General features: G+C 43.8%; 20 protein-coding genes. 4 read left to right on the top strand and 16 right to left on the bottom strand.

The features are described 5' to 3' along the window. Positions 1–28: 28 nt before the first annotated feature. From CI960_RS01235 to CI960_RS01185, 11 genes are all read right to left on the bottom strand, one after another. Entirely contained in the window at positions 29–262 is a 234-nt protein-coding gene (locus tag CI960_RS01235) for a hypothetical protein (RefSeq protein ID WP_008779271.1), read from the bottom strand. Positions 263–299: 37 nt separating this feature from the next. After that, positions 300–1,106, bottom strand: a complete 807-nt coding sequence (locus CI960_RS01230) for a GNAT family N-acetyltransferase (protein ID WP_005859211.1) — start codon at positions 1,104–1,106, stop codon at positions 300–302. Continuing rightward, positions 1,099–2,613: an amino acid adenylation domain-containing protein gene (locus CI960_RS01225; RefSeq protein ID WP_005859213.1), complete on the bottom strand. Its 1,515-nt coding sequence runs from the start codon at positions 2,611–2,613 to the stop codon at positions 1,099–1,101. Before CI960_RS01225 ends, CI960_RS01230 begins: the two co-directional genes overlap by 8 nt. Positions 2,614–2,654: 41 nt before the next feature. Beyond that, complete coding sequence (locus tag CI960_RS01220) at positions 2,655–3,632, bottom strand: 3-oxoacyl-ACP synthase III family protein (RefSeq protein ID WP_005859216.1); 978 nt, start codon at positions 3,630–3,632, stop codon at positions 2,655–2,657. Then, positions 3,629–3,862 (bottom strand): acyl carrier protein, encoded by a 234-nt coding sequence (locus CI960_RS01215; protein ID WP_005859218.1) that lies wholly within the window; start codon positions 3,860–3,862, stop codon positions 3,629–3,631. Before CI960_RS01215 ends, CI960_RS01220 begins: the two co-directional genes overlap by 4 nt. Before the next feature lie 18 nt (positions 3,863–3,880). Continuing rightward, positions 3,881–5,698: a Coenzyme F420 hydrogenase/dehydrogenase, beta subunit C-terminal domain gene (locus CI960_RS01210; RefSeq protein WP_005859219.1), complete on the bottom strand. Its 1,818-nt coding sequence runs from the start codon at positions 5,696–5,698 to the stop codon at positions 3,881–3,883. Between the two features lie 140 nt (positions 5,699–5,838). Further along, positions 5,839–6,072 (bottom strand): hypothetical protein, encoded by a 234-nt coding sequence (locus CI960_RS01205; RefSeq protein ID WP_005859221.1) that lies wholly within the window; start codon positions 6,070–6,072, stop codon positions 5,839–5,841. A gap of 159 nt (positions 6,073–6,231) precedes the next feature. Beyond that, positions 6,232–6,456 (bottom strand): hypothetical protein, encoded by a 225-nt coding sequence (locus CI960_RS01200; protein WP_005859223.1) that lies wholly within the window; start codon positions 6,454–6,456, stop codon positions 6,232–6,234. A 108-nt stretch (positions 6,457–6,564) separates the two neighbouring features. Then, positions 6,565–8,499, bottom strand: coding sequence for a nucleoside-diphosphate sugar epimerase/dehydratase (locus CI960_RS01195; RefSeq protein ID WP_005859225.1), 1,935 nt, complete (start codon positions 8,497–8,499; stop codon positions 6,565–6,567). Next, positions 8,496–8,732, bottom strand: coding sequence for a hypothetical protein (locus tag CI960_RS01190; protein ID WP_005859228.1), 237 nt, complete (start codon positions 8,730–8,732; stop codon positions 8,496–8,498). Before CI960_RS01190 ends, CI960_RS01195 begins: the two co-directional genes overlap by 4 nt. A gap of 131 nt (positions 8,733–8,863) precedes the next feature. Further along, a complete protein-coding gene (locus tag CI960_RS01185) occupies positions 8,864–9,295 on the bottom strand; it encodes a hypothetical protein (RefSeq protein WP_005859229.1) in 432 nt (143 codons plus the stop codon). Between the two features lie 133 nt (positions 9,296–9,428). Between CI960_RS01185 and CI960_RS01180 the strand changes: the two genes are divergently transcribed. Both CI960_RS01180 and CI960_RS01175 read left to right on the top strand, forming a co-directional pair. Then, positions 9,429–9,917 carry a hypothetical protein gene (locus CI960_RS01180; protein ID WP_005859232.1) on the top strand — a complete coding sequence of 163 codons (489 nt, stop codon included), beginning with the start codon at positions 9,429–9,431 and terminating at the stop codon, positions 9,915–9,917. A gap of 172 nt (positions 9,918–10,089) precedes the next feature. After that, the gene (locus CI960_RS01175; RefSeq protein WP_005859235.1) at positions 10,090–10,500 is read left to right on the top strand and encodes an N-acetylmuramoyl-L-alanine amidase; all 411 of its coding nucleotides are present in this window, start codon (positions 10,090–10,092) and stop codon (positions 10,498–10,500) included. On the opposite strand, the gene CI960_RS01170 is transcribed toward CI960_RS01175, so the two are convergent. The 4 genes from CI960_RS01170 to secDF form a co-directional block, all read right to left on the bottom strand. Then, positions 10,497–10,886, bottom strand: coding sequence for a hypothetical protein (locus tag CI960_RS01170; RefSeq protein WP_005859237.1), 390 nt, complete (start codon positions 10,884–10,886; stop codon positions 10,497–10,499). The genes CI960_RS01175 and CI960_RS01170 overlap by 4 nt on opposite strands. A gap of 13 nt (positions 10,887–10,899) precedes the next feature. Beyond that, positions 10,900–11,997, bottom strand: coding sequence for a hypothetical protein (locus tag CI960_RS01165; RefSeq protein WP_005859239.1), 1,098 nt, complete (start codon positions 11,995–11,997; stop codon positions 10,900–10,902). A 503-nt stretch (positions 11,998–12,500) separates the two neighbouring features. Further along, positions 12,501–13,433 carry a site-specific integrase gene (locus CI960_RS01160; protein WP_005859241.1) on the bottom strand — a complete coding sequence of 311 codons (933 nt, stop codon included), beginning with the start codon at positions 13,431–13,433 and terminating at the stop codon, positions 12,501–12,503. Positions 13,434–13,531: 98 nt separating this feature from the next. Beyond that, positions 13,532–16,531: a protein translocase subunit SecDF gene (secDF, locus tag CI960_RS01155; protein WP_005859243.1), complete on the bottom strand. Its 3,000-nt coding sequence runs from the start codon at positions 16,529–16,531 to the stop codon at positions 13,532–13,534. A gap of 172 nt (positions 16,532–16,703) precedes the next feature. Between secDF and CI960_RS01150 the strand changes: the two genes are divergently transcribed. Both CI960_RS01150 and CI960_RS01145 read left to right on the top strand, forming a co-directional pair. Then, complete coding sequence (locus tag CI960_RS01150; protein ID WP_005859245.1) at positions 16,704–17,678, top strand: DUF4468 domain-containing protein; 975 nt, start codon at positions 16,704–16,706, stop codon at positions 17,676–17,678. A 20-nt stretch (positions 17,679–17,698) separates the two neighbouring features. Beyond that, positions 17,699–18,253: a DUF4468 domain-containing protein gene (locus tag CI960_RS01145; protein WP_005859247.1), complete on the top strand. Its 555-nt coding sequence runs from the start codon at positions 17,699–17,701 to the stop codon at positions 18,251–18,253. A gap of 10 nt (positions 18,254–18,263) precedes the next feature. On the opposite strand, the gene CI960_RS01140 is transcribed toward CI960_RS01145, so the two are convergent. Next, complete coding sequence (locus CI960_RS01140; protein ID WP_005859249.1) at positions 18,264–19,361, bottom strand: endonuclease/exonuclease/phosphatase family protein; 1,098 nt, start codon at positions 19,359–19,361, stop codon at positions 18,264–18,266. Positions 19,362–19,364 lie beyond the last annotated feature (3 nt).

The raw sequence follows: 19,364 nt of genomic DNA, 5'->3' as shown, positions 1-19,364 counted from the left end.
TTTTATTTAAATCGCATTCACACGATTATCATTCGTTCACCCCGTTCTTCTGCAGCAGCCTCACAATACTATCTAGGCTGTCAAAATTTTCGGGAATGATGTCAATACCATCAATGACGATATCGTATTCGGTGTCGAGAGTATCGACCAGCGTCACTATATCGAAGGAATCAAGCATACCTTCCTCTATAAAGTTTACAGGCTCGCTGAAATCGAACTCGGGGCGTAACTCACTCAAAATCGAAATAATTTTCTCTCTCATAATCTTTTTCTCCTTTAATCTTGGCAATTATATACCTTTATTTATTTCTAATTAATACATAATCATAAAGTCTCTCTACTTCAAAGCCGTAATGACGGTAACGTTTAATGGCATTTTCGTTACTAGCTATCACCCAAAAGAGTTGACGCTTGGTGGCGTGGCCAGCTCGCATAAATTCATTGAACAATCGGGAACCAATCTTTAAATCCCGGTATTCGGGCAAGACAAACCAATAACGCAGATATAAGGTCTGCCCGTTCAGTTCAAAGATGATAAAACCGTAAACCTTTCCTTTTTCCTTATATACGAGCACACCCTTTCGGGATATGAAGTCCAGTATTTCCTCGTAACAAGGCAGCTGTTCAGACAAGGGGTCAAAGTTGGTATGGAGCATATCCTGTACCACACATGCATCAGCCTCTTCAGCGAGACATACATTGGGGACATCGCTCACTTTATACTCCAAGGCTCCGAGGCGACTCATACGGTAGAGCTGTTCATACACACTGAAGCCTTGCTCCACAAACACATCTTTCAGACTCGCAATCTTTCCATCACCCACTATGTCAACGACCAGTTGCTCAGACAATATAGGTAAAACAGCCTTCAATCCCCCGACCAGTTGTTGCAAGGTAGTGGTAAGAAAAAACAGGTTGTTGACCGAATCGGTTAAATGGAGCAGAAAATAACCGTCAGGGAAAGAAACGTAAAACAACTCTCCTTTCTCTATCCATATGGAGTGCTTCTTCCTATCCAAGAAGAAATTGGACAGATAGCCCTTACGCAAAGAACGAATATCGCTCACAAAGCCATTAATCTTATCAAGTGAATCTATCTTATCCATTGACTTGGTTATTATAGAACAGGCGGTCAATCTTACCGTTCGTATTACGCTGTAACTCTCTGATATGATGATACACAGTGGGCTGCATATAACGAGGAATGCTAGCAGAGATAACCTTGCGGAAAGTTGCCATATCAAGTTCCTCTGTAGCCTGATAGAACATCACAATCTTCTTGTTTGCAAAGTCATAAACGACGCAACAGCTATCCACCATGTGACTACCAAGAATTGCAGTCTCTATCTCGCCGAGTTCGATACGATAACCATTGTGCTTAATTTGAGAATCTACACGACCCACATACATAATTTCTCCATACTCATTCTCATAAACGACATCACCCGTACAATAGATTGTCTCCGGATAATAATTATGTAGAGGATTCTGTATAAAGGCTGAAGCAGTCTTTTGGGGACTGTTATAATAACCAAGAGCAAGCGAAGAACCTCGTACACAGAGTTCTCCTTGTTCACCCTTTGCCGCCCGACGTTTGCGATCAACGAGAATCAACACGTCACTGTTGCGACACGGGAAACCTATAGGCAGAGGTTCACTATCAGAAAACTCTCGTTTCACTTCATAGAAGGTACAGTCAACAGTAATTTCCGTAGGTCCATAAAGGTTAGCATAACGGCAGTTGGGGAGGTGCTTACGCCAGTAATTAAGGTGCTTATTTGGCATTACTTCACCAGCAAAGAACACATCCTTCATGTATATAGGCTTTTTTGTTTCGAAAATATTGAGATTGGCTACATTGATGAGCACAAAAGGAACCCAAAACACGAACGTAATTTTCTCCTCATTGAGATAGTCAACCAACTTGGCAGGGAATGCGAAATTACTTTCTGGAATAATATTAAGCGTCGCACCAGTGGAATACATAAGGTAAATATCAAGTGTTGAGTTGTCAAAATAGAAAGGGGCTTGATTACCAATTACTGCATCACTCATAAAGTGAAACGTATCTTTCGCCCAATCGATATAGTCAATTACACCACGATGCGAGACAACCACACCCTTGGGAATTCCCGTTGAACCACTGGTAAAAATGCTGTAAGCAGGATCAGTATCAATCTGATGAGTGAACTGTGAAAAAGCATTTTCTATATTTATATCACCCTCAATTATATCTTCAGCCACAAGAATCTGTACATGGGTAAAATCCCTAAGGGTTTCAATATGAGAACGATCAGTTATGAGCACTTTAGATTCAAGAGTCTTGATAATACTGCTGACACGAGAAACGGGAGACTTTGTATCAAGAGGCACATAAAAGTTTCCACTCATATTAATACCTGCAAAAGACTCAATCATCTTGCCCCCTTTCGGAATGTAAACACCAATTGGGTTATTTAACCCGATATTCATATTCACGAGAGCAGCCGAAATCTTTTGCGCATTTCTCCACAAATCACCAAATGTGATAGACATTTCCGAATCTTTAACAGCTATTTTCGCAGGAAAGCGACTAACAGTAGACTGGAGATATTCAATAACAGATTTTTGCATATCTAATAAATATTTTTCGATTCTTACGAGTAATGGATCGGTCACTGTTTATTCAGCGGTTCATAGAAATGAGTTTTGGAAAGATCTAGAGCAACACTTCCACACGTAAGGCCAGCGCCATAGGAACAAAAAACGGCATGCCTCGGACGGTTTGCCTTGTTCAATCCATAAAGATCACATAACAAATTGGGGATAGTGGAGCTACTTGAGTTACCAAAGTCCTTCATGTTCACTGGAAATTTCTCTTGGCTTGACTTCAATGCCATTCTAACATTCTTAATAATCAACTGACTGGATTGATGCAACGCATATATATCCACATCAGAATCCTCCCATTTCATCAAATCCATCACAGTGCGGATGCTTTTAGGACCGTTCACTATACTAAATGAGAAAACCCCCATTCCATCTTGGCATATATATCCACCATGGGGCATCATGATCCGATCGTATCTCGCACCATCTGAACAGAGATGGAAAGCCATGCCAGTTGTTCCTTTTGAAATCAGTGAAGCAGTACCTATATCGCTCGCATCAATACTACCAACAGCTTTAGGGTCAAGACAATTCTTCAGCATATCACCTCCAAGAACTAAAACGTTCTGACACAATCCACTATGTATCCACATAGCTGCTTGCATCAAACCATAGATATAACCGGTACAACCATAATTAATATCCAAGCAAACGGTTTCATTCTTCAATCCTAATTTATGCTGAAGATAGACAGAAGTATCAGGGAGCGCCCAATCACGAGTTACAGTCAATACAACCAAGCCGTCTATGCTCTCTCTGTCGATGTTATCCTTACTGATTAGATATTCAGCAGCGTTGAAGCATAAATCGGATGATTTCTGATTCGCATCGGTTCTGTAAACCCATTCAACTCCTGTCGTACGGATAACATCTCTTGTCTCTTTTTCACCATATTGCTCGGCGAAAGAAGATAAGGAAATCTTATTACTCGGTAGCCAGCTTGCAATACTGCGGATAGAGACATCTGGTATGATTGTTTTCATGCCTTTCTTTCTTTTACGATATTGAAAAGATCTTCAATTGTATCGGCATTACGCACGTCTTGGGTGTCCAGCTCCACACCATATTCTTGATAGACCATCGCTACGACACTAAGACTTGTCAGCGATGACCAACTATCCAGTTCATGAAAATCCAAATCAGCTTCAAAAATAGCAGGATCTTCCTCTTCGAATTGGGAAACAAATTTGCCAATAAAATCTTTTAATTCCATATATCAAGTATTTTTTATCTAAGCCTTCCAAAGAATATTTTTCTCCACCACCACGGCAGGATCACCTTTCACTATACTGAAAGCAGATATGTGACCGGAAACCACCGAACGAGCAGAGATTATGGCACCTGGTTCGATTACCGCCCCAGGCATCACCGTACAGCTTTCCGTTAACCATACATGTTCTTTGATGGTGACGGGAGAAGAGGTTTTATATCCGCGAATAGATATAAAGTGTTCCCCGTTGTTATCGCGGATAGTGACATTACGTCCACATCCGGTATACCGTCCGATAGAAATATGGTCAGCGCATATGATCGTCAAGCCAATATTCGCACCTAAACCACCTCCTATTTCCAAAGTAGCGTTCCTGAACACCTCAATGTCGGCACCATACGCAACACTATAAGGTTCATATTTAATCTCCATCCTCCCTCCGTTCTCAATCAAGAGCCTGCTGTCCAGGCGAGATCCTTTGATACGCTTACTTCCAAAATGGAAGGGCGCATTCAGTATCAGCTGGGCTTTGGATCCCATGACTATAGTACAGTACTTATTTATGATGAAGAATTTTCCTTCCAAAACATTTCCTTTTACTTGTCCGCAAAAGAAGTTATATCGAAAGTTTTTTGTCCATGTACCAAGACTCCATCCTGAGGCTTTTTTTACGCTAAATAAGAAACGGGCTACGTTCTTAAGCTTTTCCTTGACGCTAAACCCCTTCTTCCCAAAATGGGGCAGGTACTTCTTGATGCAGGCATCCAGTGATTCATTGAGGGTAGCATAGAACGCATCCCTGTCGTGACTAGAATGGCACAAAGGCTTCATTAAAAGGCGATTTCCTACTATGGCCTTGTCTAGAGGGAAGTCCTGCTTTTTCAGAGTTTTAATATTCTGTATCAAGTCAGCGCCTTTTTTGCTATGCACAAAGACTACGGACGTTCCCAAATCATTGTCAAGCTCTTTAGGTATATACTTTTTATCAGCCCATAAATCACCAATGGTAATGTCTGTAGCTCTAGGGAAACCCTTGAAGGGGCATTCAAAACAACTCGGCCGACATACCTCAGGAACGATATAATTCAGAATACGCCACGGATTGTTCTCCAACGTTTGATATTCGACATCTCTATTTTCAAAGAGAATTTTAAAAGTATGCTTACGCCATCCCAACTCCTTGTTTTTAGCTTTAAAATAGACAACCTTTGAATGATGCTTGTTTTCCAGATATTCTATGTACTTCCGGAAAAGCAATGGCGAGGCTATACCCCTACAGATATAATCCACCAAAATCAAGTTGTCATAAGTTTTGTGCAGGAAGCCGCGCAGGGCTGCCATCTGACATGGGCCTCCACAAACAAGCACGGGCTTGCCAGTCTTCAAGGCTTCACGAACAGCGATATAAAATCCATCGAAACGGCTCTGAAGATATTTGCTAGAGCGCAAACGAGGCAAGTCGGTCTTATCTGCTGAAAGGAACTGAGACACAGACCAGTCTTCATTATAGACCGCACCACCCACGTAGCCGCCTTGCTTGTAAACGTATTCGGCAAGGGCTGTGAACGCTCCACCAGAAGTGCTGTCGAAACGTACCTCGATATTCTTATGTATGGCGGCATAGCAAACAGGAATCTCAAAATCATTTTTCTTTAGCTCCTCAGAGTGCAAATTGGGGCAGACCTTTTCACAAAGACCACAATCTGTACATTTATTTTTATCAACTTCCGGATACCAAAATCCCTCTATATCGGTCTTGAAAGTAATAGCCTTATGGGTACATACATCACCACAAGCATTGCAGCCACAGCATTTACTTTTATCTGTAATTTGAATCATTTATAATATAATTTATATCGAACGTAAACAGTCATTTTAAACCTGCAAAAACCTAAAATGAAATATTTTTAATTTTATTTCACAACAAAGGGGTTATATGTAACTATTCAGCAATAGCAAAGACATGGTACATTGTCATCCTATAACGACAAGATGGTATTGATTGCCTTAAGTTGTGATTGTTCGTTCTTCCAGACAGTGTCGGCGACAAAATGACGATCCTCCGTCATAATAAACTTTGCATTTGCGATAACAGCATAATTCAAGAATTTATTGTCATTCGGATCTGATTTTATCAAATTAAACTTATAATAAGGAGTAAGGAAGCTGATATATAGATTGTTCAAAATAACATCTAAGGTTAGTTTAGTCATCTCTTTTCCCGTCAGTTGCTCTAATATTTCTTCATTTTCATTAAGGATCTTTCAGATGCACATAATTCATTTGCGTCATCTAAGAACGACTGCCATATTCAATGATATCGGTTTCTACTCGGAAGACTTTGAATCAAACTATTCGTATCCAATACGATTTTACTCATCGTTCAAATCTGTACGAAGGTGTATTGTCCTCAGCTCGTCAAGCTTCTCCTGATTGAAACCTCTCGAATCCCATAACTCATCCAAACGTTTGTCCAATTTTTGCGAGAAATATTTCGTCGAAACCGCTTTCATCTCTAATAGCTTTTCCTCCGAGCCATCAAAAGCAAAAAACTTCAACAGATGTTGTTGCACGGGATTAAATACTGTCGCTTCCATATTCTTTTGTTTATTCATCCAAAATAGATGCTTGCATATCAAATTGATTGTATGAAAATATAGTCAATTCCTTTTACCACAAACATTTCTCCTTGAAATATTCCCTCCTCAATCCAACTCCTCAAACCGAGAATTCTGGCTCTTGAACTCAGGCACGAATGCTTTCATCTCCCTCACCATCGGGAGGATCTGGACACGAAGGGATAATTCGATTAATACATGGATATGTGTTATCACATCCTTATAGTCATACTCACGAACCGCCGCCACCCGAATTTTCTCGTGAGGGGTCTCTTTCGTGTTCTCCTTGTTGTTCAATAGCTCCTCATATAGTTTCTCACCGGGACGAAGGCCAGTGTACTTGATCTCGATATCCTTGTTTACCTGCAATCCGGACAGTTCAATCATACGCTTCGCCAAATCCGCTATCTTCACCGGCTCACCCATATCGAAGATAAAGATCTCACCACCCTTGCCCATTGTACCGGCCTCTAATACCAGACGGCAAGCCTCCGGGATGGTCATGAAGTAACGGATGATATCGGGATGGGTGACCGTCACGGGACCTCCTTGAGCGATTTGTTCACGGAAACGGGGGATAACCGAACCGTTGCTACCCAATACGTTTCCAAAGCGGGTCGTAATGAAACGCGTCTCGCCTTTCACCTCTCCTCGCTCGATCGCAAGGCTCAGACTCTGTACATAGATTTCGGCCAAGCGCTTGCTACAGCCCATGATGTTCGTGGGGTTCACCGCCTTATCCGTACTGATCATCACAAATTTCTCCACACCATAGCTTACAGCGGCATCCGCCATCACACGAGTACCGAACACGTTTGTTCGAATCGCCTCGCAGGGGTTCTCCTCCATTAAAGGGACATGCTTGTAGGCCGCCGCATGGAACACTACTTGGGGATGCCAGTTGCGGAACACATAATCCACACGGTCCGGGCTACGGACATCGCCGATCACCGGGACAAAGTTTAGTCCCTTGTATTTCTCTTCCAATTCCAGACGGAGATTATGCATCGGGGTCTCAGCGGAGTCGAAGCAAACCAACTTCTTAATCGGGAAATGAGCCAGCTGGCGACAGATCTCGCTACCGATACTGCCGGCGGCTCCCGTGACAAGCACGGTCTTCCCTTCCAACAGATTGCCGATTTCGTCCAGATTAATATGGATCTCCTCACGACCCAACAAATCCTCGATACGGATCTCACGGACCGAACGCTTCGCCTCACCTCCACGTAGCTCCTCCATCTCCGGAACTACCAACGTCTTCAATGAGGCCTGCTCGCAATAACGGATCAAACGGTCACGCTCCTGATGGGCAACCTTTATATTCGGGAAGAGAACGCCATCCAAGCTGTTGCGAGGGATCAAGCGATACAGATCCTCCACGTTCTCGATCTGGTAGACCGGTAACTCTGCAATCCGGATGCTTTTCTTGGAATTGCCAAAGGAAAGGAAGCCCATGATGCTATAATTCTGCATGAATACCTGACGGTTCGCCGAGGTAGCGATCATCACGCTCTCCTCCTCCGTGCCAAAGACCAGTACCCGCTTGCGTTTCTTGCCTAGTTGCAGGAGGACGCTGTTATAGACATTAATCACGAAGACACGCAACGTAACCAACATCACGATCGTCAACGTACTGTCCATAATTCCACCCAACCAATAGATAGGAGGGCTGAAACGGGCTTTCAACAGCCAAAGCAGCAGGAACATCAAGAGCGACTTGCCGATCGCAGCACCACCGATCCGCCACAAGCCACGCAGCGTGGAATGGCGAATAACCCCATGATATGCTTTGAACAGCAAGAACGAAACGATACTGGCCACAAATGAGGAGAGGCCCACTTTCAGCACATCAGACTCTCCAATACGTATATGCAGAATGGAGAACATTCCTAGTACGCCCAGCAACGATACGGAAAGCGAGACGAAAAGGTCCGCACTAAAAATGATCCAACGGTTGATATACCGCAAATTCACCAGACGGCCTAAGGCCAATCGCCATCTGCCCTTATGAAAATCCATCATTTGTATTTTGTTTGTTTTATATTCAATGCCCTAACTTTTCCCAACGGCGGCGCCTGTGACTCGTGGCGTCCCGAAGCGGCGGGCGTAATACAGCTTTCCGTCCGCAAGATCGTACCATCACCTTGGTGGATGATTTGGATCGCATGGGTTGCATTGGGCACGATCTGCACATTGCAACCGTAGATATGGAAGACGAAACGTGCTTGTTCCGCCCGCTCATGGTTTTCTGTCATATCGTAATTTTTTCAGTAAGGTTATCACTTTTCGTTTCCCTTGGAAAACGAGGTATATATGAATTGCCCTATGAAGTATATATCAATTGCCTAACGCAGTATATATCCTCGGGCATATGCAGTATATCTTCTCAAAAACGGCCAGTTGAGCGGTGTCTGAGACGACTGCTCCACGCATCGTTGATACGGGCACGGATGTTGCTGACGCTTTTACCCTTCGTGATTCGGGGGGTGATGGGTAGAAAGAGGCGGATGAAACGCTCTTTGACCATCTCCTCGGGGGTTATTTTCAGCTCGTTCTCTTGCATGACCAGAATGACTTGGGCCAACTCGGTAACCGTCCGGCACTCGACGATCTGCGCAAGATAGCGTTCCAGATCCTCTTCTTTATTTATATAGGCACGAAAACGGATCGTTTCAGGCATGAGACCGGATCTACCGTCCCCCTCTTCTAGGGAGGTCTCCCCGCAATATTCCCCCACATAGAAGTTCTGGATGGCTTCCGTAGCGTTGGGGAGTATCTGGTTATTGCCGCCGTGTATGGTAATCGTTATATCAGACATAAGGTATATATGAATCGTTTGTCAATGAAAAGTAAACAGTTTGTCAACGGTTATCAACGGATTTGATTTCGCTATCCGGGGGTTGTACTTTCGCATTGTCAACAATAAGTTTAATCTTTTAAAAAAAAGAAGTATGATTAATTATTCAACTTACATGTGGAAAAGTCCACTGGATGAGACCGCAAAGGAACAGGCGTACGCCAAGAACCAAGTGACGAAAGTGATGAGTTTCGATGATTTCGTGAAGCACATCTCAGATCACAACGGTGTTTTCACACGCGGCACGGTAAAAGGCGTGGTAAGCGACACCTGCTCATGTCTAGTGGAACAATTGCTGAACGGCTACAAGGTACAATTCGGCGAACTAGGAATCTTTAGTATCTCCATCACCTGCGAGCCGGCCGCTACACTCAAGGACTTCTCCAGCGATAATATCAAGGCGGTGAACATTCTATTCAATCCGGGTATAGACTTCGAGAACCTACGTTCTAAGGCAGAATTCAACCTAGTAACCAGCCGTGCGATCCAAGCCGCCTCGCTGAAGGCGGTAAAAGAGAATAAAGACACGGTGGACTTGGCTGCATTGAAGAAAGGAGACTCAGAATCTCCTGATGAGATCTAAATCCTACCATTGAGAAATACGGCTCTTAAACCATGAAGCTTATTTTATTCATTTATTTAAAGACTACAAGTATGAAAAAAACAAATTGGAAGAGCGTCTTGCTCTACATCATCCGTATTGTCGAACTGGTCATCACCGGTGCTGCCGGTGGAGCCGCTAGCGGTTGGATCGGATGAGAACCATCACGCTGATTATCGTGCATTGCTCTGCCAATAGGCAGGGCAGCACTTTACGGATGATGGACATCGACCATCTGCATCGCTCTCTCGGCTGGAAAGGCTGCGGATATCACTTCGTTATCCCGACCGATGGTACGATCGAGATCGGTAAGCCCCTTGAACAAGTGGGCGCTCATTGTAAGAACCACAATCGGTACAGTATCGGGGTTTGCTATATCGGAGGACTCGCCAACGATGGAAAGACTCCCATGGATACCCGAACGGAAGCCCAACGAGAAGCCCTACAGGGTTTGTTTCGTGAATTGCATCAGCGATTCCCCAAAGCCCTAATCGTGGGACATCAAGACTTGGACCCGTCGAAATCCTGTCCCTGTTTTAATGTCGTGAACGAGTTTTCCGATTAGTTTAACGCAGGGAGTCCCTTCACCTCCCTCGAATGCCACGCTTGGTAGGCGGGAGCGGAGAGTTCAGGTACAGTCAATAACTTGTAATCCGCCCCGTTCTGCTTAGCTATATGTTTTCGTTCATACAAACGAAGGGAACGATCCGTTACGGAAACCATGACAACCGGAAAAGGATAAGCGTACAGGCGCATCGGCGTGATCTCACTATCCGGAAAGGCACGACGCAATTGATAAGCGGAACGTTCGAACGCGACCCAATAAGATCCCGTACAATATAAATGGATCGAGGTCTGATTCGCACACTCACGATTCATGATCTCTCTCAAATGCCCTTTCAGCAATAGCATCAAACGGATACCGGAGGGAGTTTCGCTTTCCTTTCTCATGACAGTCTACTATTTAATGTTTTAGCCAAATATCGTAATCGTGTAAACGCTGTATCAACAAGGCCTTGCTTCTCTTAGGCGAAGGGTCATCCCGCCAGGGATCTACCAGCTCATGCGCCATACGGTAATACAGGTTGCTATTCGTGCAGCCGTAAAGCGTGACGAGCAGCAAGGCACGAGAATTCACTGCCTTAACCAATGGAAGCATATTGCGTAGGGTGGAATACAAGCGTTCAAACTCCTCTTCCTGATCCAACAGCTTATAGGCCGGAAGGAGTAATGAGTAAACCTTGCAACGCATCACGTCGGTCTCCACACGAAGGGAAGCATAGCCCTTCAGCACCTCACGAACCAAAAGTTCGTCTTCCTTTCCCAATTTGCCCGAGAGATAATAACGCCCCAACGCCTTGTGCATACCTTCCGATAAACGATCGTTATCCAAATGGGTATAAACATGCTTGCCTTTCGTATTCAACTCGATCAGCTCATACTCGCCTTGCCTTACCTCAAATAGAGGAACCCACATACAGTCAAGGATACGTACCATGACATCCTTATGACCTCCACCCGGTTGCACCACCACCTCAGCCTCCATCCCCATGAAAGAACCCGAGGTGATACGTACACGGTCACCTTTCAGCAAGCGACCGCTATCCGGTACGTACACCGGAAGCTCATTGGAATAAGATTCAGCCATCCAGCGTAAGGTCTCCATCTCATGATCTGACAGGTAAGGAAAATAAGAGTGTTCGCCCACGGATACCCGAGGAAGAAGATTATATAAGGGCATGATACGTTTCAAACGGAAAATCTCATTCTCCGAAGCATGGATAAACACATAGTTGTATAAAAGAGGCTTCCTCGTATTGACCATCTTGCCTCCCACCTTGCGAGCCTCGACATACGAGGGGGCAAAGTACTCGAACAAGGGTTCCCCACAACGTTTACGACGGGAAAGCTCGGCATCTAATCCTTTTGACGAATAGATATTATCACGTCCCCCAACAGCGGTAGGAAGCGTCAGTACGTACCAACGTACAGCCTCCTGGCTACGGCGATTGCGTATATGCACCATAGCTCTATCAGAGCTATTACTTGTCACGATATTCATTGAGGAAGATAATTCAGAGCCTTATCAAGATATTCTTGTAATACCCTGATAAATAAATACTTATGTGAAAACAAAAAAGGAATTACTGAAAATTTGCATCCCTTCAATACTCATGCTACTTGGCGAGTAGCCAAACTGACTGCTACTTGGCGAGTAGCCTTAACAAGAGGAGTGAAAGGATATTCCTTAGTTGTAGAGACGGAGCGTGTCCCGTTTCATCCCCTTACAATGGTATTTTAGTTACTATCAGGCGGTGGGAGACGGAGCACGCTCCATCTCTACATGATGTTATATGGAATTTACTTCGGATAACGTGATGATTTCGGGAATAACGAGGCCATTTCGTTTCTATTGCCATGTCTATACATCAGAAATAAGAACGAAGATTTAAAGAGAATTAAGGTTGAAACACAAACAAAGCCTAATGTTTGCTTGTGTTATGTTATTTTTTACTACATTTGCGGCATGAAATGAACGCTACTCGCCAAGTAGCGTACTTTTCTTCACCCTACTTTCGGCGCATAATTATACACACTCTCGAAACAAAGTTTGTTTACGGTTGAGAGTTTTTCTAAAGAGAAACTCTTCAAGTATATTTGCGTAGTCTTGATAGATTTATGCCCTAACAGTTCACTGATCATCTCAATCGGTACGTTTTGCTCCTTCAAGGTCGTGGCGAAAGAGTGACGAATCGTGTATGAGGTAACCCGAGTATGAATGCCAATGGATTCCGACAGTATTTTCAATCTGCGGTTAAAACCTCCTAATACGGTATTATATTCCTTGTAGGCATCCTCACCGGTCTTCATTCCCTCTAAAAAAGGAAACAGATAGGGCGAATCCTCGGTTGTATCGGCTGCCAACTCATTCAGCAGCCCTTGTGCCTCCGCTGGGATCTCCACCTGTATAAGGGATCCGCTTTTCTGCCGATAATAAGACAAGATCCCTTCCTTGATATCCTCCTTTCGCAAATGCGCCAAATCTACGAAAGCCATCCCGCAAAACAAAAACATCAGGCAAAAGGCTGATTGGGTCCTCTTCTGTTGTGGATCTGTCACCGGGCTTGTCATCAGCAAGCGTAAGCTTTCCGAAGGCAACGCCTTTTTACGTTTACTCTCAACCCCCGTAAACACATGCTTAAACAAATGAGGAATATAGGCAGCCTCACCCACCTCTACCGCTAAATTATAGATGTGACGAATCCGGCGCATATAAGTAGATACCGTGTTACGAGCACATCCCTTGGCCAACAGCCAAGATTGATAACGCAAAAGTGTATCCCGATTAATATACGCATAAGGAATCTCTTCCCGGCCACAAAAACATTTAAACGACCTCAACGCATCTTGATAACTCTTCGCCGTGGAATAACGCTTTTTCTCACGCAGGCAGGTGATATACGTAAGTACACCCACCACAAAATCATTCTCATTCATACTTTATCTCCTTAAGAATTAATACATAAAAAAATCCTCTATCTCTCCGTTTACACAGGAAAGATAGAGGATCTTCATAAAATCCTTAAAGAAATATATTATTTTCCGGCTTTCTCAGCAGCAGCTTTCTTATTGATCTTCTTCTTCTGCAACTCGTAAGCGATCGGAGTAGCGACGAACAAAGTAGAGTATGTACCGATAATGATACCTAATAAGATAGCGAACGTAAAGCTTCGGATCGTGCTACCGCCCAAGATGAAGATACACAATACAACCACCAACGTAGTCAATGATGTATTAAATGTACGACACAAGGTAGAGTTCAACGCATCATTGATCACTTGATAACGATCACGCTTCGGATACAAAGCGATTGTCTCACGGATACGGTCGAATACAACCACGGTATCATTGATAGAGTAACCGATAATCGTCAAGATAGCTGCGATAAACGTCTGGTCTACCTCCATTGAGAACGGAAGAACCTTCCATAACAAGGTATAGAAAGAAATGATACACAATGTAGTCGTAGCAACAGAGGCGAACGCACCCACAGAGAATGACACATCACGGAAACGAAGCAGGATATAAGCGGCCATACAGATCATGGCGAAGATTACCGCTAAGATAGCGCTATTCTTGATATCGTCTGCCATGCTAGGACCCACCTTCTGCGAACTCTGTATGAAAGTAGTCGTGAACTCATCTAATGTAGTTCCTTCCGGAAGTAAGGATTTCACGCCCTCAAACAATTTATTCTCGATCTCTTGATCTACCGTAGGATCGTTATCATTGATCTTATAGTTGGTAGACACACGTACTTGATCAGCTGTACCGATCTGGATAACACTAACAGAACCGTCTAACTGAGCGTCCAGCATATTACGAACATCGTCAGTCTTCACCTCTTGATTGAAACGGATCACGTAATTACGTCCACCCGTGAAATCGATACCATTATTCAAGCCGATCGTCATAAAAGAGATAGCACCTAAAACGATGATTGCCGCCGGAATTAAATAACCGACTTTGCGAGCACCCAAGAAATTGATCTTCGGGTTTGTCAACAAGTCTTTCGTAATAGAAGTCGTGAATGTCACGTTCTTCAATTTATCTTTCGCTAACAATGCCTCATAAACGATACGAGTCAAGAACACGGCTGTAAGGAATGAAGCGAACAAACCGATGATCATCGTCGTAGCGAAACCACGGATAGGACCCGTACCGAAATAGAACAATACGATACCGGTAATGATAGATGTCAAGTTTGAGTCGAAGATAGCGGAGAACGCATTGCTGTAACCGTCGGCGATAGCCTTTCCTAAAGACTTACCGGCACGAAGTTCCTCTTTCGTACGCTCATATATCAATACGTTAGCATCGACTGCCATACCCAGCGTCAACACCATACCGGCAATACCCGGCAAGGTAAGAACGGCTTGGAAAGAAGCAAGGATACCCATCGTGAAGAAGATGTTCAATACCAAAGCACCGTCGGCGATCAATCCCGGAATCAATCCGTAGAATGCGCACATATAAACCATCAACAGCACCAATGCCAAAACGAAAGAAATCACACCGGCATTGATAGCCTCTTGTCCCAAAGACGGACCAACGACATCTTCTTGAACGATATGTACGGAAGCAGCCATCTTACCCGATTTCAATACGTTCGCTAAGTCCTTCGCCTCTTCCGGTGTAAAGTGACCGGTGATTTGTGAACGACCTCCCGTGATCTCATCGTTTACGTTCGGAGCGGAATAAACCATCTCATCCAAAACGATAGCGATCTGGCGACCGATATTCTCTTTCGTCAAACGAGCCCAAGCCTTAGAGCCTTCGGCATTCATAACCATGTTAACCATTTGCTCTGAACGACCGGCTTGTTGCATAAAGTCAGCGTTAGCATCTGTTACTACGTCACCACCTAAAGCGGGACTTCCGTCACGGTTCGTTACCTTCAAGGCATATAACTCAAAGAACTGCTCTTTATCATCGATCGCCTTTACACCCCATTTTAAAGCCAAGTTACGAGGCAATACCTCTTTCACTTGTTTCATGTTCAGGTATTCGCTGATCTTCTCCATATCTTTTGCTTGAGCGATACCTACCGTCGAACCCGGAGACAACTGACCGTTGTACTGGCTAATCTGCAATAAAGCAAATAATGGATGTTGCTTAGCGAACTCTTCCATGCTTTGATTAGCTTCCGTATCTTTTTTATCTTGACCGAGCTCAGCCAACAAAGAATCGGCCTCACTTACATTCGCATCAGCGGCATCAGCGATTTTCTCAACATTATCGGTAGCAACAGAATCAGCGGAAGCCTCCTTACTTAGGATAGTAGCCAATACATTATCAGCGGCAACCAATTGTTGATAGATTTCCGGCAACTTATAAGTTTCCCAGAATTCCAAGTTAGCGCTACCTTGAAGCAACTTACGAACACGTTCCGGTTCTTTCACACCCGGCAACTCAACCAAGATACGACCCGCTGTCTCCAAACGTTGGATGTTCGGAGAAACCACACCGAAACGGTCGATACGAGTACGCAATACGTTGAATGAGTTATCAATCGCACTCTGCAACTCTTGTTTCAAAACAGAAACAACCTGAGCGTCTGAGCTCTGGGGCGTGATTTTATCTTTTAACTCGAATGTACTGAAAATAGCGGAAAGACGTGCGCCGCTATCCAACTTCTTATACTCCTCAGCGAAAAGGTCGATGAAATCTTTTTGGCTAGTCGCTTGATGCGCATAAGCTAAATCCAACGCCTTGTTGAAATTCTCGTCTTGGTTGTTGTTAGACAACGAACGGATTACATCCGCCACGTTCAACTCAAGGACAACGTTCATACCGCCCTTTAAGTCAAGACCTAAACTAATTTCCATTTCACGGCATTGCTTAAGCGTATAGCCTAACCATACCTTCTGAGTAGATAGTGAGTCTAAATAAGCACTCTCTTTCGCAGGATCTCCACCCGCATACTCAGCGGCTTTACTGTTGTAATGTTGCGTCACGAACGAGAACGACAAATAGAACAAACAGACAAGCGTAAGTAACACCGCGAAGACCTTTACAAATCCTTTGTTTTGCATCTGAATCTTAGGTTTATGTTATTACATTATTTATATTCGTTTTTTCACAGGGTGCAAATATAGACTTTTTTTCTTTGATAAAGAGCAATTAGTATAATTATTTGTCACGCTCATAGTTTATTTCAAACGCAAATGTATATCTTTGGGGCTAAAATAATAAGGAAAATATACCATGAAACAGTTATTATTCGCTCTGTTATTTATCCCCGCCCTGCTATTCGCACAAGAGGATCAACACTATCTGGCAGGGGCCGTTCCGGTTGCAGACGGTAAAGTCGTTTTTACCCGAGAGATTAATGCCCCCTCTTTAAGCAAGGCACAAATCTACCAACAACTATTAAAATGGGGACAAGAAAATTTTAACACAAAGGAAAGTAGAGTAGCTTATCAAAATGAGGCAAAAGGCGAGATCGCCATTATCGGAGAAGAATATATAGTATTCTCCAGCACAGCCTTATCCCTCGATCGGGCGATGATGAAATACCGTATTATCATTGAATGTAAGGAACATGCTTGTACCCTGCAACTTGCGGGCATCCGATATGAATATAACGTGTCTTACCAGAACGAGCCGGAGAAATACCTAGCCGAGGAATGGATCACGGACGAGTATGCCTTGAATAAGAGCAAGACGAAATTGAACCGTATCAGCGGTAAGTTCCGTAAGGCCACGATTGACTTCGCGGATAAGACGTTCGATAGCGCAGCCAACGTATTAGGCGCACAGTTGCTGACAGCCGCACCGGTAGAACCAGTATCCGCTCCGCAACGGGAAACACGACCTGTGGCACCGATGGAAGGTTTCGTAGCGTTCCAAGCGGACAAAATACCTAGCACGATCCTCCAAATGTTACCGGACAACGCTTTACAGATCAAAGCCGTAAAAGGAAATACGACCGACGCAAACGTTGAATGGAAAGGCATAGGCAATATGTTCGGTAAAACGATCAGTACAATCTCCATATCCAAAGATAGTCCTGCTTATAAAGCGATTGGCAATAACGATGTATATCGATTATCCTTCTCCAAGCCCGGCACATCTGCCGATGCGCCATGGATTATTATCGAGTGCCGTAAACAAGGCGAGACCTCCGAAGGACAGCAAACGATGTTAATCGGCGAGATTACGAATGTATGGATCAAATAACGAAAAAGAGAGTTGCATTTATGAAAAAGATTCTATTATTAATATATATGATGTTCCCTGTGCTAGTCATGGCGCAGGGGCATAAAGGCGAGGTAGACGAATGCGCCCCCATGAAAAACGGGAAGGTATGCTATAGTGATGATGTAGAGATCGAGAATACCTCTAAACTAGAAATATTCAACGCTATTAACGCATGGGCTAAGAAATCTTATGGAAAAGATGTCTTCTTATCCAACGTAAACTCGAACAAGAACAAAGGGACCATCTTCGTAAGCTCTAAGGTTGAATTATTGTTGAATGATACAGACAAGACTATCATTAAATATAAAATGCGTATCACCTGCTTCGACAACCGATACACGATCGAGGCAAGCGATATCGTATATCAATATGATCCGCTAAACGATAAAAAGTACAAGACCTATAAAGCGGAAGATGTGATCGCCAATAATGGGGATAGCAATACGATAGCGCTGATCAAAGATCCTAAGCTATTCTGTAACGCTACCTTCTTCTTTGTCGAGAACTTGTTCGCCGACGTATTTGACGCTGCGCAGAACGCAGAATCCGAGTGATGAAACCCTTTTATTCAAGTTTCAAATAACACCATAACGGGTAGTGGTCTGAATAAGCGACCTTATCCACGGAACAATTCATAGAGGTCATGTTCGGGGAATGCAGGATATTATCGATACGGAACCAGAAGAAATTTTGATTATAGGTAATACCCATTCCCCGGCCAGACTCGGCAAAGGCATCCATCAAATCCCCTTGGATCGTACGGTGCGCATAAGAAATAGGCGTATCATTAAAGTCACCGCATACCAAGACATAATCTCCTTTCGCGTTCTTAATCTCTTTTGATACCGCTTCCGCTTGCTTAGCCCGAATCCGGAAAGCAGGTCCTAGCTTTTGCTCGAACGCTCCTTTCAAATCGTCCAACCCATCCGAGCTAAAGCTCTTTATAAGGGATGAATAACGGGTCCGATCCTCCATCGTCAGTTTAAACGATTCCAAATGGTTATTAATCAAGGTCAACTTCTTTCCCTTGATGTTCACTTCATGTACGGAAGAGCCGTTATAATCCGAATCGTATTTCACCATCCGGGAATTCGACAGCGGATATTTGGAGAACACAGCGATGCCGAAACTCTGGAATTTCGTGGAGCTTTGATAAAATACAGAACGATAAGGATACATGCTCAACGCATCATAGATCTTAGAGGCAGTAAGGCTCTTCTCTGATTTAGCCGTGGCATATTCCTGCAAACAAACAATATCCGCGTCCGAGTTAGCGATATATTGGATAATCTTGTTCGGAGCTATCTTCGTATGATTCTTGTACCCAAAAGCCATCACATTATAAGTCAGCACCTTCAGTACCTCTTCCCGAGGGACATCCTTATGCGAGTGAAACGGAAAATAGCGTTTCACGGGACCCCAACATAACAAGAAGGAGAATATGCCGATCAATAAGAACTTCCATTCCCATAAGAACAGCCAATAGATAATAAAGCAAAGATTGACTACACATAAGACTGGAAAGGCTAATCCCAGATAAGATAACGTCATACTCGTCTCAGGAGACACCCGATCCGAGTAAGCCGAGACTATCAACAACACGACAGCCACCACATTCGCTACGACAAATAAGAATTGAAGAAAAATCCGTAGAGTTTTCATAAG

This window comes from Parabacteroides sp. CT06, from assembly GCF_002257605.1.
Lineage (GTDB): Bacteria > Bacteroidota > Bacteroidia > Bacteroidales > Tannerellaceae > Parabacteroides > Parabacteroides distasonis.
The sequence above is the reverse complement of the archived record's forward strand: the minus strand, read 5'-3'. Positions and strand labels throughout refer to the sequence as shown.

Bases quoted from the DNA above. Each gene is read 5' to 3' on its own strand.
- CI960_RS01205 (WP_005859221.1), bottom strand. From the start codon at position 6,072: ATGACTAAACTAACCTTAGATGTTATTTTGAACAATCTATATATCAGC.
- CI960_RS01160 (WP_005859241.1), bottom strand. From the start codon at position 13,433: ATGAATGAGAATGATTTTGTGGTGGGTGTACTTACGTATATCACCTGC.
- CI960_RS01200 (WP_005859223.1), bottom strand. From the start codon at position 6,456: ATGGAAGCGACAGTATTTAATCCCGTGCAACAACATCTGTTGAAGTTT.
- CI960_RS01185 (WP_005859229.1), bottom strand. From the start codon at position 9,295: ATGTCTGATATAACGATTACCATACACGGCGGCAATAACCAGATACTC.
- secDF (WP_005859243.1), bottom strand. From the start codon at position 16,531: ATGCAAAACAAAGGATTTGTAAAGGTCTTCGCGGTGTTACTTACGCTT.
- CI960_RS01195 (WP_005859225.1), bottom strand. From the start codon at position 8,499: ATGATGGATTTTCATAAGGGCAGATGGCGATTGGCCTTAGGCCGTCTG.
- CI960_RS01215 (WP_005859218.1), bottom strand. From the start codon at position 3,862: ATGGAATTAAAAGATTTTATTGGCAAATTTGTTTCCCAATTCGAAGAG.
- CI960_RS01220 (WP_005859216.1), bottom strand. From the start codon at position 3,632: ATGAAAACAATCATACCAGATGTCTCTATCCGCAGTATTGCAAGCTGG.
- CI960_RS01230 (WP_005859211.1), bottom strand. From the start codon at position 1,106: ATGGATAAGATAGATTCACTTGATAAGATTAATGGCTTTGTGAGCGAT.
- CI960_RS01140 (WP_005859249.1), bottom strand. From the start codon at position 19,361: ATGAAAACTCTACGGATTTTTCTTCAATTCTTATTTGTCGTAGCGAAT.
- CI960_RS01165 (WP_005859239.1), bottom strand. From the start codon at position 11,997: ATGAATATCGTGACAAGTAATAGCTCTGATAGAGCTATGGTGCATATA.
- CI960_RS01170 (WP_005859237.1), bottom strand. From the start codon at position 10,886: ATGAGAAAGGAAAGCGAAACTCCCTCCGGTATCCGTTTGATGCTATTG.
- CI960_RS01210 (WP_005859219.1), bottom strand. From the start codon at position 5,698: ATGATTCAAATTACAGATAAAAGTAAATGCTGTGGCTGCAATGCTTGT.
- CI960_RS01150 (WP_005859245.1), top strand. From the start codon at position 16,704: ATGAAACAGTTATTATTCGCTCTGTTATTTATCCCCGCCCTGCTATTC.
- CI960_RS01145 (WP_005859247.1), top strand. From the start codon at position 17,699: ATGAAAAAGATTCTATTATTAATATATATGATGTTCCCTGTGCTAGTC.
- CI960_RS01225 (WP_005859213.1), bottom strand. From the start codon at position 2,613: ATGCAAAAATCTGTTATTGAATATCTCCAGTCTACTGTTAGTCGCTTT.
- CI960_RS01235 (WP_008779271.1), bottom strand. From the start codon at position 262: ATGAGAGAGAAAATTATTTCGATTTTGAGTGAGTTACGCCCCGAGTTC.
- CI960_RS01180 (WP_005859232.1), top strand. From the start codon at position 9,429: ATGATTAATTATTCAACTTACATGTGGAAAAGTCCACTGGATGAGACC.
- CI960_RS01175 (WP_005859235.1), top strand. From the start codon at position 10,090: ATGAGAACCATCACGCTGATTATCGTGCATTGCTCTGCCAATAGGCAG.
- CI960_RS01190 (WP_005859228.1), bottom strand. From the start codon at position 8,732: ATGACAGAAAACCATGAGCGGGCGGAACAAGCACGTTTCGTCTTCCAT.